At 66.2% G+C, this 18,119-nt stretch carries 13 protein-coding genes; 7 read left to right on the forward strand and 6 right to left on the reverse strand.

Annotated features, from left to right (window positions below; genetic code table 11):
• Window positions 1-224: 224 nt before the first annotated feature.
• Both J0F76_RS12040 and J0F76_RS12045 read right to left on the reverse strand, forming a co-directional pair.
• Window positions 225-1,382 carry a hypothetical protein gene (locus J0F76_RS12040; protein ID WP_207469733.1) on the reverse strand — a complete coding sequence of 386 codons (1,158 nt, stop codon included), beginning with the start codon at window positions 1,380-1,382 and terminating at the stop codon, window positions 225-227.
• The gene (locus J0F76_RS12045) at window positions 1,379-3,256 is read right to left on the reverse strand and encodes a zinc dependent phospholipase C family protein (RefSeq protein WP_207469735.1); all 1,878 of its coding nucleotides are present in this window, start codon (window positions 3,254-3,256) and stop codon (window positions 1,379-1,381) included. Before J0F76_RS12045 ends, J0F76_RS12040 begins: the two co-directional genes overlap by 4 nt.
• Window positions 3,257-3,442: 186 nt before the next feature.
• On the opposite strand from J0F76_RS12045, the gene J0F76_RS12050 reads away from it, so the two are divergent.
• Complete coding sequence (locus J0F76_RS12050; RefSeq protein WP_207469737.1) at window positions 3,443-4,786, forward strand: IS1380 family transposase; 1,344 nt, start codon at window positions 3,443-3,445, stop codon at window positions 4,784-4,786.
• Between the two features lie 163 nt (window positions 4,787-4,949).
• Here the strand turns inward: J0F76_RS12050 and J0F76_RS12055 are convergent, their stop codons facing one another.
• Genes J0F76_RS12055 through J0F76_RS12065 form a run of 3 tightly spaced genes read right to left on the reverse strand, consistent with a single transcriptional unit; the run spans window position 4,950 to window position 7,696 of the window.
• Window positions 4,950-6,239 (reverse strand): TRAP transporter large permease, encoded by a 1,290-nt coding sequence (locus J0F76_RS12055; protein WP_207469739.1) that lies wholly within the window; start codon window positions 6,237-6,239, stop codon window positions 4,950-4,952.
• Window positions 6,232-6,726, reverse strand: a complete 495-nt coding sequence (locus J0F76_RS12060) for a TRAP transporter small permease (protein ID WP_207469741.1) — start codon at window positions 6,724-6,726, stop codon at window positions 6,232-6,234. The genes J0F76_RS12055 and J0F76_RS12060 overlap by 8 nt, the downstream gene beginning before the upstream one ends.
• A 4-nt stretch (window positions 6,727-6,730) precedes the next feature.
• Window positions 6,731-7,696, reverse strand: coding sequence for a TRAP transporter substrate-binding protein (locus J0F76_RS12065; protein WP_207469743.1), 966 nt, complete (start codon window positions 7,694-7,696; stop codon window positions 6,731-6,733).
• A 258-nt stretch (window positions 7,697-7,954) separates the two neighbouring features.
• Between J0F76_RS12065 and J0F76_RS12070 the strand changes: the two genes are divergently transcribed.
• The 3 genes from J0F76_RS12070 to J0F76_RS12080 are packed head-to-tail and all read left to right on the forward strand — an operon-like array spanning window position 7,955 to window position 10,127.
• Window positions 7,955-8,719: an amino acid ABC transporter substrate-binding protein gene (locus J0F76_RS12070; protein ID WP_207469744.1), complete on the forward strand. Its 765-nt coding sequence runs from the start codon at window positions 7,955-7,957 to the stop codon at window positions 8,717-8,719.
• On the forward strand, window positions 8,716-9,390 hold the full coding sequence (locus J0F76_RS12075) for an amino acid ABC transporter permease (protein ID WP_207469746.1): 675 nt from the start codon (window positions 8,716-8,718) through the stop codon (window positions 9,388-9,390). The genes J0F76_RS12070 and J0F76_RS12075 overlap by 4 nt, the downstream gene beginning before the upstream one ends.
• Entirely contained in the window at window positions 9,387-10,127 is a 741-nt protein-coding gene (locus tag J0F76_RS12080) for an amino acid ABC transporter ATP-binding protein (protein WP_207469748.1), read from the forward strand. The genes J0F76_RS12075 and J0F76_RS12080 overlap by 4 nt, the downstream gene beginning before the upstream one ends.
• On the opposite strand, the gene J0F76_RS12085 is transcribed toward J0F76_RS12080, so the two are convergent.
• Complete coding sequence (locus J0F76_RS12085) at window positions 10,124-10,555, reverse strand: hypothetical protein (RefSeq protein WP_207469750.1); 432 nt, start codon at window positions 10,553-10,555, stop codon at window positions 10,124-10,126. The two genes, J0F76_RS12080 and J0F76_RS12085, sit on opposite strands and share 4 nt — an antisense overlap.
• Before the next feature lie 157 nt (window positions 10,556-10,712).
• On the opposite strand from J0F76_RS12085, the gene J0F76_RS12090 reads away from it, so the two are divergent.
• The 3 genes from J0F76_RS12090 to J0F76_RS12100 all read left to right on the forward strand — a co-directional run bounded on the left by J0F76_RS12090 (window position 10,713) and on the right by J0F76_RS12100 (window position 18,099).
• Window positions 10,713-11,639: a glucokinase gene (locus J0F76_RS12090; protein WP_207469751.1), complete on the forward strand. Its 927-nt coding sequence runs from the start codon at window positions 10,713-10,715 to the stop codon at window positions 11,637-11,639.
• A gap of 119 nt (window positions 11,640-11,758) precedes the next feature.
• Window positions 11,759-13,615: an autotransporter assembly complex protein TamA gene (locus tag J0F76_RS12095; RefSeq protein WP_207469752.1), complete on the forward strand. Its 1,857-nt coding sequence runs from the start codon at window positions 11,759-11,761 to the stop codon at window positions 13,613-13,615.
• Window positions 13,615-18,099: a translocation/assembly module TamB domain-containing protein gene (locus J0F76_RS12100; RefSeq protein ID WP_207469753.1), complete on the forward strand. Its 4,485-nt coding sequence runs from the start codon at window positions 13,615-13,617 to the stop codon at window positions 18,097-18,099. The genes J0F76_RS12095 and J0F76_RS12100 overlap by 1 nt, the downstream gene beginning before the upstream one ends.
• Window positions 18,100-18,119 lie beyond the last annotated feature (20 nt).

Below are 18,119 nucleotides of genomic sequence, written 5' to 3' on the forward strand. Positions count from 1 at the left end.
GTCAGGTTGGTGAAAGGGCGCCTCATCACATCCTCCTGAATAGCTTCAGGAAACTATCGAGTGATGCATTCCAGAATGGAATATGCCCCGGCTACATAGAGGTTTTGTAATAAACAGGTTTATGGAATTAACGCCATTCGCAGCTCTGCTCGGCTTTACCCATGAACACCGCTAACGCAGCGGGTTGCGACTGCGCAAGTCGCGGTTCAGCGATGCGGTAATAACTAACCACCCACCACGATGATCAGCACACCGCCAAAAGGTTGCTCAGGGTCCAGATTCTGATCGGTGGCAGTAAGCTCCAGCCCGACCGCCTCGCCTTCGCGCAGACCTATGTCCGGGATTGTCATCTCGAAGCGGCTGCGCCGGGTCTGTTTCGTCATCTCGCGGTGCTTGGCCAGCAGGTCCCGATGTTGCGACATCTTTGCCTTGCCGGCATCAACTTCGGCGAGGACGTTGCGAACAGCAAACCCAAGCTCCCGCTGAGTGCCGAGGTCAAATCCCGTGGGGTCATCTGCAGTGACGTGCAGGCCTTCCGTATCCTCTTCGACGCGGATGGCATCGACGCCCGGCTCGATCAGCTTCATCGCAGTCAATCGCCCCCAGCCCCGCTGCGGAAACTCGGCCGCAGGGCGCACATCGGCCATGACCGGATGGCGAATGGCCAGCAGCTCTTCCGGCGGCAGCGGCCGGATGCCGATGCGAACCAGAGCGTTCGGCTGGTGGATCAGGTTGAAGGCAAACGCTTGTGCCTGGCCAATGATGTTGAGGTTCTGCTGCGCCACATGCCGATCGATCGGCGGCGACAGGGCGAAGTCGTCCACCGGCATGTCCAGCGGCGAGAAGGAGAAGGTTCGTGCGAAGAGACACTTGTGCCCCGCCTCGATCGGGGGCACGGTATAGACGAAGTCGGCTGCAGCGCTGCCTCCCGAGGGTACCCAAGCCGAAGGAACATGACCCAGCGTGGTCAGGCGTGTGGAAAAGCGGGTGTCAAAGCCAAGCGTCGGGTCCGTCAGATACAGTTCGACCTTGGCGCTTGGTACCGCGAGATCGCCCCGGTTCCGCAGCACGGTCCGGACCACGTAACTCTCGCCTGCTTGCAGGGTCGTGGTATAGGCGCCGACGCTGGTGACAGGGCTGATCGTCAGGTCAGGAGAGTGCCAGAAGACGACATTCGAGAAGGGTCGGCTGCCGGTGTCGCCATCGAAGGAACGGATGTACAGGAACGAACTGTCGTGGAACACCTCAGGCGGCTTGCGCTCCTTGCGGCGGAACAATTCTGCCAATCGCGCCAGGGCATCCTGATTATAGGCCTCCCGGCGCTTGCGCAGATCCGCGATGAATTCAGCAGTGATACCGCTCGGTTCCGTGTCTCTCCTCATGGCAGGAACTCCACCTTCACCTCGGTCGGATCGGCTGCCGAGGTGTTCGTTTGCAACGGCATTGGAGTGTTCGGGGCCTCGCCAGGCTGGGACCAGCACAGGAAGCCGTAGCCTCGGTCGGAGTCGAGGTTGAAATCGGGCAATGCGCCGCCGCGAAACCACCTTTCGTAAAGCACTCCGCTGAGGTCCAGCGCGTTGCCCAAGGTGCGTTCGCCCAGGATCGATACCAACTGGGCCTCTTCCCGGTTCGGGCTTTGGGCCAGTGCAACCAGTTCATCGATCAGTTCGCGGTCCAGCGGTATTCGTCCGAAGGCCGGATGGGTGAAGGGCTGGTTGAAGTAGCTGCCAGGGGCCGGCACGACGTCTCGTTTTTCGCCATCAGTCAGCGGATAGATCAGGTGGCGTTCCTGGTTGAAGATGGCGGCCAGGGGATCGCCGAGAAAATCAGGCGTGAACCGCAGCAATGGTTCGAACGGAGCAACCGCAGCAGCGTTCACACCGGTCGAGTCCGGGAATGCCGGCGTGATGAATTGGCGAAAGCGCGGATCGGCCAGATGCTCGCGCATCGGGAAAGCCAGGCCGTTGAGGGCGATGGCCAGCCGGAACATCTGGAAGGCATTGTAAAGCTGTTCATAGATCAGGCAGGCGGCATAGCGGATGGTGGCTGTGCCCAGCGTGGCAATCGCTCCCGCGATCCCGTCGGCAAGGGCCGCTGCCGCCATCACCGCCGCCGCAATGAGAGCCGCCAGAATGATGAAGATCGACAGGATGCCGAACTCACCCGCCTGATCGACAGCATCCTCCAGGAAATCGCCGACGTCATCGAGGTTATCGACGGTCTTTTCCCAAACCTCGCGCAGTTCCGCCGTCAGGGAATAGGCGACCGGAGGCGGCAAGGTGCCGGTTTCGGTAAAGCCCTTCATGAAGCGATACCACAGCCGGTAGGTGTCATCGATATCGCTGGCGGAAATGGCCTTGGCGTAGTCCGGATCGGCGTCAGGATCCTCCTGGTAGATCTTGTTCAGCGTGTCGGCGAGGAAGATCGCGAATGCAGACGATGCCGTAGGATCTTCTGCAGGCTCAGGCCCACCATCGAAGTTGAAGTTGTAGAGATGATGCAGCTTTGAGAAATTGAAGTCGGCGCCGGTGACACTCAGCAGATTGAACACGTCCTGAAAGTTTTCGCCGGTCTTATGGCGCTGCGCCTGACTGCGGTATGGGCCACCGCAGTAAAGGTTGACATAGGCATGGCCCACTGTGTCCGCCGCCACATGCGTCAGATAGCCAAGCGCATACAGATGGTGGGGCGATGACATATCGCGCGTGGCCTCCAGCATGGCCTCGGCGAACTTGCCGGTCTTGCGATAGTGCATGGCGTCGAACCACCACCAATCACCCTCGGCTGCTCCGTCGCGGTAGGGATGCGAGATGATGTCAAACAGGTTGAAGTCGGAAACGTATTTCTTCAGCGCCTCCGTCAGCAAGGCGCCGAAGCCTGTCAGCAGCTGGTTCAGGTCATCGAAGGTCTGCTTGATTTCGCTCAGCAGCGCCGAAACCTCGATGACCTCGTTGGCCAGTTCTTCGAAGCCTTCAAGCGCGTCGAGAACCGGCTGCGGCACCGCCGAGAGCAGTGTTTTTTCGAAGTCGCGCAGGAAATCGACCAGGTCGTTGTGAATCTCGACGAACTTTCCCAGCGCCGGGTTCAGGTCCTTGGTATTGAAGAAGAACGGGTCCGGACCGTGGCAACCGATGAACAGATAAGGCAGGTTCCTGGGATCGGCCAGCAGCGCCTGAAGACCGGCATAGTTGGCGGGATCGAGATCGCCCAAGCCCTTGTTGGCCTGGATGTTGGCCTTCAGCCGATCGACAATCATGTGATGCAAAGCCGGGCCGGGCATGGCAATGCCTCTCGAGCAGATCCGTGGGAAAAGTCGCAAGGAAGGCTATTTAGCCCGGATTATTCGTGAGGGGTTGGTGAGGCTGGCTTAACCACTTGAAGAACTGTAGCTTTATGGTTCCTACGCCAAAAACCGCAGTTGATCAGGATGCCGCGCCTCACCATGGATGTTTCTACACCTTCTCGTCTGTGTTTGTCACCGGTCGATGGCAAGGAGGTCCTGCTCGGATTTGACGGTGCCAGGATGAGTTCGGATGCCGGGCTGCTGCTGTTGCGCGAGATCGAGCGCCGGGAGGGCTTGGCAGGCTGTCTGGCCACGTGCGTGGAGGACCCGCGTGCTCCGGGCAAGGTGCAGCACAGCCTCGAGGACATCATCCGGTTCCGGATCCTGATGATTGCGGCGGGCTATGAGGATGCCAATGATGCCGCCGATCTGCGCCATGATCCGAGCTTCAAGCTTGCCCTGGAACGCGCCCCTGAAAGCGGGGCGGCTCTTTGCTCGCAGCCCACCATCTCGCGGATGGAGAACCTCCCCGACGCCCGCTCCCTGATCCGCATGGGGCGGGAGATGGTCCGGTTCTACTGCCAGTCCTTCCTCCGGGCGCCCCGACAGATTGTGCTGGATATCGACGACACGTTTGACGCGGCTTACGGCCATCAGCAGCTTCGCCTGTTCAATTCGTATTACGATGAATATGGCTTCCAGCCCATCGTGGTCTTCGACGGGGAGGGACGGCTGGTCGGGGCCTTGTTGCGTCCCGCCCGACGCCCCAAAGGAGCCGAAATCGCGGCCCATCTCTGTCGGCTGATCCGGCAGATCCGCCGCTTCTGGCCGGGGACCGAGATCCTGCTGCGGGCCGACAGCCATTACTGCACCCCGCAGGTTCTCGATCTCTGTGACCGGCTTGGCCTGCTCTATGTCTTCGGCTTGTCCAAGAATACGCGGCTGGCGGCGCATATCCTGCCTCTCGAGGCGTCCACAGCCGAGCGCTACGCCCGCAGTCCCCGACAAAAGCTGCGCCGGTTCAAGACCTTCTCCTATGCGGCCGGGTCCTGGTCGAAGCCACGCCGCGTCATCGCCCGGGTCGAGGTCAGCTCCCGCGGGCGGGACACCCGCTATATCGTGACCAATCTCGAGGGCGGGCGCGGCAAGCATCTTTATGAAAGGCTCTACTCGGCCCGGGGTCAGGCCGAGAACCACATCAAGGCCTGGAAAACCCATCTCGCCGCGGACCGGACCTCCTGCTCAAAGGCGAATGCCAACCAGATGCGGCTGATGCTGCACGGGTGTGCCTACTGGATCTGGTGGACGCTCCGCGCCGCCTGCCCGAAGCGGTCCCCATGGCGGCACGCCCAGTTTGACACGCTGCGCCTGCATCTGCTCAAGCTGGCCGCCACAATCGTTGAAAAGAAGACCCGGATCATCATCACGCTTCCGGCCTGCTGCCCGCGCAAGACGCTTCTCACTCTGCTGTTCCACGCCCTCGAACCACCGCGTCCCGCCTGACGCAAACGCCCCGCTCACCCGGAAACATCAACCTGCACAACCTCACATCGCCTCAACACCCGGGACAAAAAACCGGGCGTCAAAGCCCGTTGCGCGTCTCAAACCAAGATGGACGACGCCATACCTATCCGGCCCGAAACGACGGCTTCGTGAATTGTTGCGGCTAGGGCGCGAAGCCGCCGATCCGCGGCAGCCAGGTGGACAGCGCGGGCACGAAGGTCAGGACCAGCAGCGAGACCAGCGCCGCCAGGAAGAAGGGCGGCAATTCGCGGATCAGGGCCGAGGGGCGCTGCTTGGTGGCCGATGCCACCACGAAGATCAGGCTGCCGACCGGCGGCGTCATCAGGCCGAAGGTCAGGTTGACGATCACCACGATGGCAAAGTGATCCGCCGCGATCCCCAGGCTGTGCGCGATGGGCGCCAGGATCGGCACAAGGATCATCACGCCGGGCAGCGGGTCCATGAACATGCCGAAGAACAGCAGAAGCACGTTCACCATCAGCAGAAAGGCCAGGGGCGACAGGTTCATGGCGATGACCGCGTCGGCCATGGCCTGCGGCACGCCCTCGATGATCAGCACCCAGGCGAAGGCGCGGGCGGCCGCCAGGATCATCAGCACCGCGACCGACATGATGGCGGACCGCAGGAACGCGCCCCACAGGTCGGCCAGCGAGAAGCCGCGGTAAACGAAGGCGCTGACAAGGATGGCATAGAAGACGGCGACCACCGAGGCCTCGGTCGGCGTGAACAGCCCGCCCCGGATGCCGCCGACGATCAGCACGATCAGCAGAAGCGCGGGCAGGGCCGCCACGCTGTTGCGCAGCATCTGCCCCGCCGAGGGGCGTTCGTCCTCGCTGCGATAGCCGCGCCTGCGGCTGATGTGCCAGTTGACCCCGGCCAGCAGTCCCGCGATCAGCAGGCCCGGCAGGATCCCCGCCATGAACAGCGACCCGACCGAGACGTTGCGGTCCTGCAGGGCATAGATGATCATGGTGATCGAGGGCGGGATGATCGGGTCGATCACCGCGACGGAAATGGTCAGCGCGCCCGCATAGGCCTTGGAATAGCCGCTGCGCTCCATCATGCGGGCCATCATCGCGCCCGGCCCCGCGGCGGATGCCAGCGCGGAACCCGAGATGCCCGCGAACAGCGTGCCCGTCAGGATGTTGGCATAGCCCAGCCCGCCGCGCAGGTGGCCCACGAACTGCGCGGCAAAGCGCAGCAGCATCCGGGAAATGGCGCCGGTGGACATGATCTCGGCCGCGAGGATGAAGAACGGCACGGCCAGCAGGGGAAAGCTGTCAAGGCCGGTGAACATCTCCTTCACCACCACGACCATCGGGTAGCGCCCCGAGATCGCGACCGCCGCAAAGGCCGCCATCGCCAGCGCAAAGGCGATCGGAACCCCCGTCACCATCAGGATCAGGAAGGCGGCGATCAGGATCTCAACCAAGGGCGGCCTCGTCGGAATGCTGAAGGCCCGCGCGCCAGTATTTCGGCGCGATCAGCGCCAGGTGGACGATCATCAGCGCGAAACCCGCCGGCATTGCGGCATAGATCCACCGCATCGGAACGCGCAGCGCCGCCGATTTCTGAACCGCCATCCGGTTCATGTAGTCGATGCCGACCCAGACCATGAAGGCGAAGAAGGCGAACAGGACCAGCAGGATCAGCGCGCGCAAGGCGCGCTGCCCGGCCGTGGGCAGGGCGTCCTGCGCGTTGGTGATGGCGGCGTGCGCCCCTTCGCGCAGGGCCAGGCCGCTGCCCAGGAAGGTCAGCCAGATCATCGAATAACGCGCCACCTCGTCGGCCCAGGTCAGCGAGTTGCCGGTCAGGTAGCGACCCGCGACATTCCAGCCCAGGATCAGGCACATTGCCATCAGCCCCAGCACCAGCACGGCGCCGTTCAGGGCGACAAAGGCGCGTTCGATCCGGCGCATGGCCTTATTCGACCGCCTGGATGCGGTCCATCAGCTCCTTGCCGAACTGCGCCTCGTAGGCCTTGTAGGGTTCGGCCAGGGCCTCGCGGAAGGCGGTCTTCTGGTCCGGCGTCAACTCGTTGACCTGCATGCCGGCGGCCTTCATCGCCTCGACGCCGGACTGGTCCACGTCATCGACAAAGGCGCGCATGGCAACGACCGCGTCGTCGGCGGCCTTTTCGAAGGCGGCCTTCTGGGCATCGTCCAACCCGCCCCAAAGCGACGGCGACACAAGGATGATGGTCGAGGAATAGACGTGCCCGTCCAGGGTCAGGAACTTCTGCACCTCGTTCAGCTTGGCCGAGACGATCACCGACAGCGGGTTTTCCTGCCCGTCGATGGCGCCCTGCTGCAGCGCGCCGATCACCTCGGGCCAGGCCATGGGGGTGGGGGCGGCGCCAAGCGCGCGGAAGGCCTCGATATGGACGGGGTTCTCCATGGTGCGGATCTTCAGGCCGTCCAGGTCGGCGGGCGCCTCGACCGCGCCGCGGTTGCTGGTGATGTGGCGGAAGCCCTGCTCGCCCCAGGCCAGCGCGTGCAGGCCCGCGTCGTCGAACCTGGCCAGCATCTCCTGCCCGACCTCGCCATCCAGCACCTTGCGGGCGTGGTCCTTGTCGCGCAGCAGGAAGGGGATGCCCAGGACGCCGACCTCGGGGACGAAGTTCGTCAGGGTGCCGTCCGAGGCGATGGTCATCTCGACCGTGCCCAGTTGCAGGCCTTCCAGCACCTCGCGCTCTCCGCCCAGGCCCGAGGACGGGAAATGGCGGAAGGTGAACTGGTCGCCCAGGCTGGCCTTGAGCGAGTCCTCGAAGGCCTTGGCGCCGGCGCCGTAATGGCTGTCCTCGGCCAGAGCATAGCCGATCTTGATCTCCTGCGCGGCAGCAGGCGCGGCAAGGGCTGCGCAGAAAAGCGCGGCGTAAGCGTGTTTCATGATGTCCCCCATCCCGGAATTGCCAGCGATCTAGCCCAAGACGACAGGAATGTGCAATGGCGGCAGCCGTTTTGAAATCGTGTTGCGCATCACTGGAAAGGCCTGCGCGGAACATTGTCCCGTGCCGGTCGTTTGCCGTGGAAGATTTGCCTTTTCCCGCGAAGGGCCGTGGCCCGAAGCGTTCTTTTGCAGCGCCGGCGCTTGCGGTCCGCCGGGACACGGCGCATCTGAAGACCAATGACTTCAAGGAGTTTTCCCATGCGCAGCGCCATCCTGTCCGCCGTTCTTGCCCTGACCACCGCCCTGCCCGCCGCGGCGGACACGATCCGCGTCGGCATGTCGGGCGGCTATTTCCCCTTCACCTTCACCCGCGCGGACGAGCTGCAGGGCTTCGAGGTGGACCTGATGAACGCCGTGGGCGCCATCACCGGCGACGAGGTCGAGTTCGTCACCATGTCCTTTTCCGGCCTGATCGGCGCACTGGAATCGGGCCGCATCGACACGGTGGCCAACCAGATCACCATCACCCCCGAACGCGAGGCGAAGTTCGCCTTTACCCAGCCTTATGTTTATGACGGCGCGCAGGTCGTGGTGAAGGAAGGCAACGAAGGCGCGATCACCGGCCCCGAAAGCCTGAAGGGCAAGTCGGTCGCGGTGAACCTGGGCTCCAACTACGAGGAACTGCTGCGCGCCCTGCCCTATGCGTCCGAGATCGACATCCGCACCTATGAATCCAACATCGAGCAGGACACCGCGCTGGGCCGGGTCGATGCCTTCGTGATGGACCGCGTGTCCTCGGCCCAGGTGATCAAGGAAAGCCCCCTGCCCCTGGCGCTTGCGGGCCAGCCCTTCAGCGAAATCCAGAACGCCCTGCCCTTCCGCAAGGACGAGGCCGGAATGGCCCTGCGCGACAAGGTCGATGCGGCGATCACGCAGTTGAAGGAAAACGGCACGCTTTCCGAGATCTCGCAGAAATGGCTGGATGCCGATGTGACGAAGCCCCTGGCCGCCGCCGCTGAATGAGGCCGCTCGACACCGCCTACATGGGGGACCTGGTGCCGATCATCCTCGGCTATGTGCCCCTGACGCTGGGGATGGCGCTTGTCGCGATGGCGGCGGCGCTGTGCCTTTCGTCGGTGCTTGCCATCGTGCGCGTGCTGCGCGTTCCGGTCGCGGACAGCGTGGTGGCGGTGTTCATCAGCTTCTTCCGCGGCACGCCGCTGCTGGTGCAACTGTTCCTGTTCTATTACGGCCTGCCGCAGCTGTTCCCCGCCATGACCAGCATCGACGGGATCACGGCGGCGGTGATCGGCCTGACGCTGCATTTCTCGGCCTACATGGCCGAAAGCATCCGGGGCGCGATCCTGGGCGTGGACCGCAGCCAGTGGGAGGCCGCGCAGTCGATCGGCATGACGCAGGGCCAGCTTCTGCGCCGGATCGTGCTGCCGCAGGCGTCGCGCGTGGCGGCGCCGACGCTGATGAACTATTTCATCGACCTGATCAAAAGCACCTCGCTGGCCTTCACGCTGGGCGTGACGGAAATGATGGGCGCCGCCCAGAAGGAAGCGGCGGGCAGCTTCCTGTATCTTGAAGCCTTCCTGGTGGTCGCGGTGATCTACTGGATCATGGTCGAGGCGCTGTCCGTCGGTCAGCGCTGGATGGAACGCCGTCTCGGAAAGGCCGTCGCCCGATGAAATGCGAGATCGACATCGCGGGCCTTGTCAAGCGTTTCGGGACCACCACGGTCCTGGACGGCATCGACCTGTGCCTGAAGCCGGGGGAACGGGTGGCGATCATCGGCCCCTCGGGCACCGGCAAATCGACGCTGCTGCGCTGCCTCAACTGGCTGGACGCGCCGGATGCGGGGCGGATCACGGTGGGCGACCTGTCGGTCGATGCGGCCCATGCCACGCGCGCGCAGATTCTGGCGCTGCGGCGGCGGACGGGGTTCGTGTTCCAGAACTATGCGCTGTTCGCCAACAAGACCGCGCGGCAGAACATCATGGAGGGGCTGACCACCGTTCGGGGCTGGTCCACGGCCAAGGCCACGGCGCGGGCCGACGAGATCCTGGCCCAGATCGGTCTGGCGGACCGGGGCGGCAGCTATCCCGCGGCCCTGTCCGGCGGCCAGCAGCAGCGCGTGGGCATCGGTCGCGCCATGGCGCTGGATGCCGACCTGCTGCTGTTCGACGAACCCACAAGCGCGCTGGACCCCGAATGGGTGGGCGAGGTGCTGGACCTGATAAGGTCCATCGCCGACGGGCGTCAGACCATGCTGATCGTCACGCATGAGATGCAGTTCGCGCGCGAGATCGCCGACCGGATCGTCTTCATGGAAGGCGGGCGGATCGTCGAACAGGGACCGCCCGCGCAGATCTTCGGGGATGCGCAGGATGAACGCACCCGCGCCTTCCTGCGAAGGGTCAGCTAGCGCAGGCCCGCCGTGCGGTAATAGACGTCCACGTCGCGCGCGGTGTCATAACCGATGCCCGAGGCGATGATGCAGCTTGTGTCGTCCTGGCGCGGGGCGACCAGCGTCCAGGTGCCCATCTGCTGGGAAGCCCAAAGTTCGGTCGCGGCATGGCCGTCGCCGGGGACGAGGGCTTCGTTGAAGTCGTGCTGCAGGGTCTGGCGGATCTCGGCGTCGTCGGCGCAGTAAGGCTGGTCGCCGACCGCCATGTCCGAGGTGGGCAGGTCCTGCGCCTGTTCCAGAAGCGTGGCGGTATCGACACCGGCCATGGCCGACCAGGCCTCGACCGGCTGGTCGGGGCGGGTCGCTGAAACGGCGGGCATGGCCATCAGAGCCACGACGCTGCCGGCCATTCCCAGGCTGGCGATGCGGTTGGCGATGCGGGTCATGGTTTCGGCCTTTCATCCAGTGTTTGCTGGGGACAAAACACGCCATCGCGGCCCGGGGTTCCCTTTCCCGCCGTGACGCGGCGTTGCGCCGCGCGCTGAAACCGGGCAATTCTGTCGTGACATGAAGGACTAAGGCGACAGGAAGGACGGACCGAAAATGGCGATACTTCTGGGCGATGTGGGGGGCACGAACGCCCGTCTGGCCCTGGCGCGCAACGGCAGCATCGACACCCGGACCGTGACGCGGTTTCGCGGCGACGATTACGCCAGCTTCGACGACGTGGTCCGCCAGTTCCTGCAGGAACAGGACCAGCCGCGCGTCAGCGCTGTCTGCATCGCGGTCGCGGGCCCGGTCAGCGGCGGGCAGGCCCGCCTGACCAACCGCCCCTGGGACTTCGACGAGGACCGGCTGGCCCGCTTGACGGATGCCGACCATGTGCGCCTGATCAACGACCTGACCGCGCTGGGCTATGCCACCCCTTCCCTGGGCGGCGACGGGGTGGCCGTCCTGCGCACGGCCCCCGCCGACCGGGCGCGGAACGGCCAGGCGCTGGTGGTGAACCTGGGCACCGGCTTCAACGTCTGCGCGGTCCGCAGCCTGCCCGGCGGCGCCATCACCGCGCTGGAAGCCGAGGAAGGCCATACCCAGTTGCCCGCCAACATCTACCTGCGCCTGCTGGACGCCGTCGGACCCGAGGCGATCAAGGGCTTCACCTCGACCGAGGAAACCTTTGCCGGGCGCGGGCTGTCGCGCCTGCACGCGGCGCTGACGCACACGGCCCCCGTGCCGGGCGAGCAGATCGACCGGGCGGCGGATGCGGGTGATCCGGTCGCGAACGCCACCTATGACCTGTTCGCCGATCTGGTGGGCCTGCTGTGCCGCGAACTGGCGCTGCGCTTCATGCCGCTTGACGGGCTGTTCCTGGCGGGCAGCGTGGGCCGCAGCATCGCCGACCGGATGGACCTGTTCCAGGCCTCGTTCCTGGCCGAGTCCTTCATGCGCCACATTCCCGAAAACACGCCCATCTACCTGATCCGCGACGACATGGCCGCGCTGCAAGGCTGCCTGGCCGCGCTGTCCTGAGGGCAACAGATCACGGAAAGCTGATCCCCCGCCGCGTTTTCGCCCATGATTCGCTTGGATTCGCCCGGTCGATCCTGTTCAAATGCCCACAAAGCAAGAACACACGAGGGGCAGGAACGATGCGGGCATATCTGCGGGCGGCGCTGGTGGCATCCACGGTCATCGGCTGCGGGGGCGCGGTCTGGGCGCAGTCCTCGAACCCGTTCTCGGGGCTGTTCGGCGGCCGGGATCGGACCGACGGCCCCGTTTCCCTGCGTTTCCAGGTCCAAGGCGGCGAGGGTCTTGACCGCACGCTGCGCAATGCCTCGCTGATCACGGGCGCGCTGTCCGAGGGGCGGACGACCGGGCAGGACGTGCTGGCGGCCGCGCGGGCGGATTACGCGCGCATCCTGGGCAATCTGTATGACCAGGGCTACTACTCGGCCATCATCAACATCACGCTGGACGGGGTCGAGGCGGCCGAGATCGCGCCCCTGGACGCGCCCGCCCAGGTCCGCGAGGTCGTGGTCGCCGTCCAGACCGGCCCGCAGTTCCGCTTTTCCCGCGCGGCCATCGCGCCGGTGGCGCCCCGGACCGACCTGCCCGACGAATACCGGCAGGGAGAGGTGGCGGGCACCGGCACCATCCGCGCTGCCGCGACCGCCGGGGTCGCGGGCTGGCGCGAGGTGGGCCATGCCAAGGCCGACGTGGCGGGCCAGGAAATCACCGCCGACCACATCGGCAACGTGGTGGACAGCCGCGTCGATCTGGCGCCCGGCCCCGCCGTCACCTTCGGCCGCCTGAACATGCGCGGCTATGACCGCATGAACCCGCGCCGCCTGCACAAGATCGCCGGCCTGCCCGAGGGGGAACGGTTCGATCCCGACGAGGTCGAGGACGTCCGCAAGCGCCTGCGCCGGTCGGGCGTCTTCTCGGCCATCACGCTGGAGGAGGCGGAAACGCTGAACCCCGACGGCAGCATGGACATCAACCTGACCGTGGTGGAACAGAAGCCCCGCCGGATCGGCGCGGGGTTCGAGATCTCGACCACGGACGGGGCGCTGCTGTCGGCCTACTGGATGCACCGCAACCTTCTGGGCGGCGGCGAGCGCCTGCGGATCGAGGCCGAGACCAAGGACATCGGGTCCGACACCAGTGGCCGGGACGAACGGATCACCCTGCGCATCGACCGCCCCGCCACGATCACGCCCGACACCACGGCCTATGTCCTGACCAGCCTGGCCCGGATGCGGGAAGAAGATTACGACGAGGACACCGGCACCATCGGCCTGGGCTTCAACCACATCTTCAGCGACCGCTTCACCTTCGACACGGGCGTGCAGTACCAGTTCTCGCGCGTGTATGACGACCTGGGCGAGACGGACTTCAAGGTCCTGGCCTTTCCCACGGCGGTGATGTGGGACGCGCGCGACAACGAGAACAACGCCAAGCGCGGCTATTACCTGCAGGGCGACGCCACGCCCTTCAAGGGCTTCGACGGCACCGATTCCGGCGTCCGCGTGCTGGGGGAAGGCCGCGCCTTCTATTCGCTCGGCCCCGACGACCGCTTCACGCTTGCGGGCCGCGCCCGCATCGGCAGCGTCCTGGGCAGCGAGATCGAGAACACGCCCCGCAACTACCTGTTCTTCTCGGGCGGGGGCGGCACGGTGCGGGGCCAGCCCTACCAGTCGCTGGGGGTCGAGGAAATCCAGGGCCCGAACGGTCCGATCAAGACCGGCGGCACCAGCGTGGCGAACCTGTCGGCCGAGGTCCGCTTCCAGGTCCGCGAGAAGATCGGCCTAGTGGCCTTCGCCGATTACGGCGAGGTCTGGGCGGAAGATGGCTGGAACGGCACAAGCGAATGGCACTCGGGGGCGGGGATCGGCGTTCGGTACGACACGCCCATCGGGCCGCTGCGTTTCGACGTGGCCGGACCTACCGGGGGAGACACCGGCGAGGGCGTGCAGCTTTATCTGGGACTGGGGCAGGCTTTCTGATGCGCAAACTCTGGCTGTTTCTTTTCGCGATCCTGTTTCCGCTGTCGGTGATGGCGCAAAGCGCAGCCGAGATTTCGCAGCAGGAAAGCGACGACCGGGGCTTTCTGACCCGGCTTCTGGAACGCAACCTGTCCAGCGCCGGCCGCGAGGTCGTGATCGACGGGTTCGAGGGTGCGCTGTCGTCGCGCGCCACCTTCCGTCGGATCACCATCGCCGATGGCGAGGGCACCTGGCTGACGCTGAACGACGGCGCGATCCAGTGGAACCGCTCGGCCCTGCTGCGCGGCCGGATCGAGATCGCCGAGATGTCCGCGCGCGAGATCCTGCTGCCCCGCCTGCCCCAGGGCGAACAGCAGGCCCCCACCGCCGAGGCGCGGGAATTCGAATTCGCCCTGCCCGACCTGCCTGTCGCCCTCAACATCGAGCAGATCAAGGCCGACCGGGTGGAACTGGGCGAGCCCGTGATCGGCCTTGCCGCCGCCATCTCGATGGCGGGCGGCATGAGCCTCGAGGGCGGCGAGGGACAGGCCAAGCTGGCGATCCAGCGCCTGGACGGGCCGCGCGGCAGCTTCAACCTGGATACCGGCTTTTCGAACCAGACGAAGATCCTGCGCGTGGGCCTGACCCTGGACGAGGCCGAGGACGGGCTGCTGGTCAACCTGATCGACCTTTACGACAAGCCCTCGGTGGTGGCGGAAATCAGCGGCGAAGGCCAGATCAAGGATTTCGGCGTCGATATCAAGCTGGCGACCGACGGCCTGCCCCGCGTGACGGGGCGCGTCAGCGCGGCGGGCGGACCCGACGGCCAGGGCAATCCCGGCACCAACTTCCGCCTGCAACTGGGCGGCGACGTGGCGTCCCTGCTGGCGCCGCAGAACCGCACCTTCTTCGGCAACCAGGTGCAGCTTCTGGCCGAAGGCTGGCGCGGCGACGACGGCCGCCTGGCGATCCCCACCCTGAACCTTGCGACCGAGGCGCTGACGCTGGACGGCAGCGCGGCCATCAACGCCCAAGGCGCGCCGCAGAACGCCAACCTGCTGATCACGCTGGGATCGGATGCGGGCGCGGCCCAGGTGCCGGTCGCCCTGCCCTTCGCGGGCGAGAACGCGACGGTCGAATCCGGTCGGCTGGAACTGCAATACGATGCGGCCCAGGGCCAGGGCTGGGTGCTGAACGGCCGCGTGGGCGCGCTGGATCTGGGCGACGTGTCGCTGGGCCAGTTGCAGCTGGACGGGTCGGGCGCGGTGGTGCTGGATGGCGGCAGCCTGCAGGCGATCAACGGCGGCATCCGTTTCGGATCGCGGCAGATGGTCTTCACCGATGCCGGGCTGGCCCAGGCCATCGGGCCGGAGGTCACCGGAAGCACCACGTTCGACTTCACCCCCGGCAACGCGGTCAGGTTCACCGATCTGGCGATCACCGGCAGCGATTACGGGCTGGAGGGCATGCTGCAACTGTCGGGCCTGACCACCGGCTTCGTCCTGTCGGGCAACATGGGCGCGCGCTATGACGACCTGGGCCGGATATCGACGCTTGCGGGCCGCGACCTGTCCGGGCGGGCCGATGCCAGCGTCCTGGGCTACTACAACTTCTTGGGGCGTGACTTCGCCATCACCTCGACCGTCGCGGGGACCGATATCACCGTCGATCAGCCCCAACTCGACCGTCTTCTGGCGGGCCGGTCCACCATCGACCTGCGCGCGCGGCGTGACCGGACCGGGATCAAGCTGACCGAGCTTTCCGTCAACGCGCAGCGCCTGACGGCGCAGGCGCAGGGCTATGTCAACAGCCTGTCCAGCGACATCACCGCCACGGTTTCCATGCCGTCGCTGCAGGATGCCGACCCGAACTTCTCGGGCGCGCTGCAGGCGGATGCGAAACTCTCGGGTGCGGCGGGCCAACGGCAACTGACCGTCAGCGGCGAGGCCGAGGATCTGCGCTTGGGGATCGAAGCCTTGGACAATGCGCTGGAAGGCGCCACCACGCTGACCGTACTGGCGGCCGAAAGGCCGCAGGGCTACGAGGTCGAGGTCTTCCGGCTTGCCAACCCGCAACTGCGCGCGGAAGGCCGCGGCAGCTTCGCGGCGGGCGCGCTGGATGCCAGCGTCGATCTGTCCGTGCCCGATCTGGCGGCGATCCGCGACGGCTGGACCGGCGGCTTCGACGCCATGGCGCGGCTCTCCGAGCAGGACGGCACGCGCTTCATCGACATGACCGGATCGGGCCAGAACCTGTCCTTCGGCGTCCAGAACACTGACGCGGCGCTGACCGGCACCACCCGCCTGCGCGTCCAGGCCGAGGAAAAGGACGGCACCGTCACCCTGCGCGACGTTCAACTGGTCAACGACCAGTTGAACGCGACCGCGCAGGGTGTCTACGGCCCCGGCGTCACCGACATTTCCGCCGATGTCGCGGTCGCCTCGCTGGCGCCCTTCGGGCCCGGCTGGCGCGGCGCGCTGGATCTGACCGGCAGCTTCCGTGAGGCGGGCGACGGCATCCGGCGGCTGGAGGTCAACGGCACCGGGCGCGACCTGTCCTTCGGCCAGGCGCAGGTCGATGGCGCGCTGGCGGGGGAAACCCGGCTGGCGGTCACGGGCACCGAACGGGGCGGCGTCTTCACCATCGAACAGGCGAGGGTGGACAACCCCCGCCTGGGCGTGACGGCGGCCGGGACGGTGGGCGGCGATCAGACCGACGTGACCGCGCAGGTGAACGCGCAGGATCTGCGCTTTCTGGGCAACGGCATCAGCGGGGCGCTGAACGCCGATGCCCGCCTTGTCCAGCAGGCGGGCACCCGGCGCATCACCGCCACCGGGACGGCCAACGGGCTGTCGCTGGGCCAGCCCAGGGTCGATCCGCTGCTGCGGGGCCAGACCAGCTTCGATGTCGCGGCCACGCAAGGCGCGGCGGGCCTGTCCTTCCAGCGGCTGAACGTCCAGAACCCGCAACTGTCGGTCCAGGCGGATGGCGATACGGCCAGCGGCATGAACGTCACGGCGCGGCTGGCCGACCTGGGGCTGCTCCAGCCCGAGTTTCCCGGTCCTGTCCAGGCCAACGGCACCATCCGCGAGGAGGGCGCCAATTTCGTGCTGAACCTGGATGCCACCGCGCCGGGCAGCACGCGGTTGCAGATGACGGGCAGCGCCGCGCGCAACTTCCAGACCGTGGACCTGCGGATCAACGGCAGCAGCGACGCCTCGATCGCCAACACCTTCATCCGCACGCGCAGCATCGAAGGTCCGCTGTCCTTCGACGTGGCGATCAACGGCGCGCCGTCCCTGCAGGCCGTCAGCGGCCGGGTGCGGCTGACGAACGGCCAGATCTCCGACCCCGGCGTCGGCATCCGGCTGGAGGGGGTGAACGCCACCGCCGACCTGGCTGGCGGGCGGATCACGGTGAACGCGGATGCGAATGTCTCGAGCGGCGGGCGGGTGCAGGTCAGCGGACCCGTCGACCTGCAGGGCGGCACGCTGGACCTGGCGATCGTGCTGGACCGGGTGATCGCCCGCGACCCGAACCTGTACCAGACCGAGATCAACGGCCGGCTGCGCATGTCGGGCCGCAATGCCGACGGGCCGCTGATTTCCGGCACCATCGACCTGGGCGAGACGGAAATCCGCATCCCCTCGACCGGGCTGGGGGGCGCGAAGGCCATCCCCGACATCAACCATGTGGGCGACACGCGGCCCACCCGGTCCACCCGCGCCAAGGCGGGGCTGGAACCCTATCCCAGCCAGGCCTCCCGCGAGGCGGGGCTGGCGGGGCCACCCTCGACGCCGCCCGCCGCGCCGCCGCGCCTTGATCTGGTCATCAACGCCCCGAACCAGGTCTTCGTGCGCGGGCGCGGTGTCGATGCCGAACTGGGCGGATCGCTGCAGGTGCAGGGCACCACGCGCAACGCGATCCCCATCGGCCATCTGGAACTGATCCGGGGCCGGGTGGACCTGCTGGGCAAGCGCTTCGACCTGACCGAGGGTCTGGTGGAACTGCAGGGCAGCCTGATTCCCGTGATCCGCCTTGTGGCCGAAACCCAGCAGGACGGCATCACCACCCGCGTCATCATCGACGGAGAGGTGCGCGACCCCGAGATCACCTTCGAATCCTCGCCCGAACTGCCCGAGGAGGAGGTGTTGTCGCAACTGCTGTTCGGCCAGGGTCTGGACAACATCAGCCCGCTGCAGGCCGCCCAGCTTGCCAACGCCATCGCCGTGCTGGCAGGCCGGGGTGGCGAGGGGATCATCGGCAACCTGCGCAACCAGGTTGGCCTGGACGACCTGGACCTTGCCACCGACGACGAAGGCAACGTGCAGGTCCGTGCGGGCAAGTATCTGAGCGAGAACCTTTATACCGACGTCTCGGTCGGGGCCGACGGCAAGAGCGCGATCAACCTGAACCTCGACGTGACCGAATCGCTGACCGCGCGCGGTTCGGTCGGCACCGATGGCGACAGCACGCTTGGCATCTATTTCGAGCGTGACTACTGAGGCGATGGAACAGGGACGGC

It is taken from the genome of Paracoccus fontiphilus (genome assembly GCF_017356265.1).
Lineage (GTDB): Bacteria > Pseudomonadota > Alphaproteobacteria > Rhodobacterales > Rhodobacteraceae > Paracoccus > Paracoccus fontiphilus.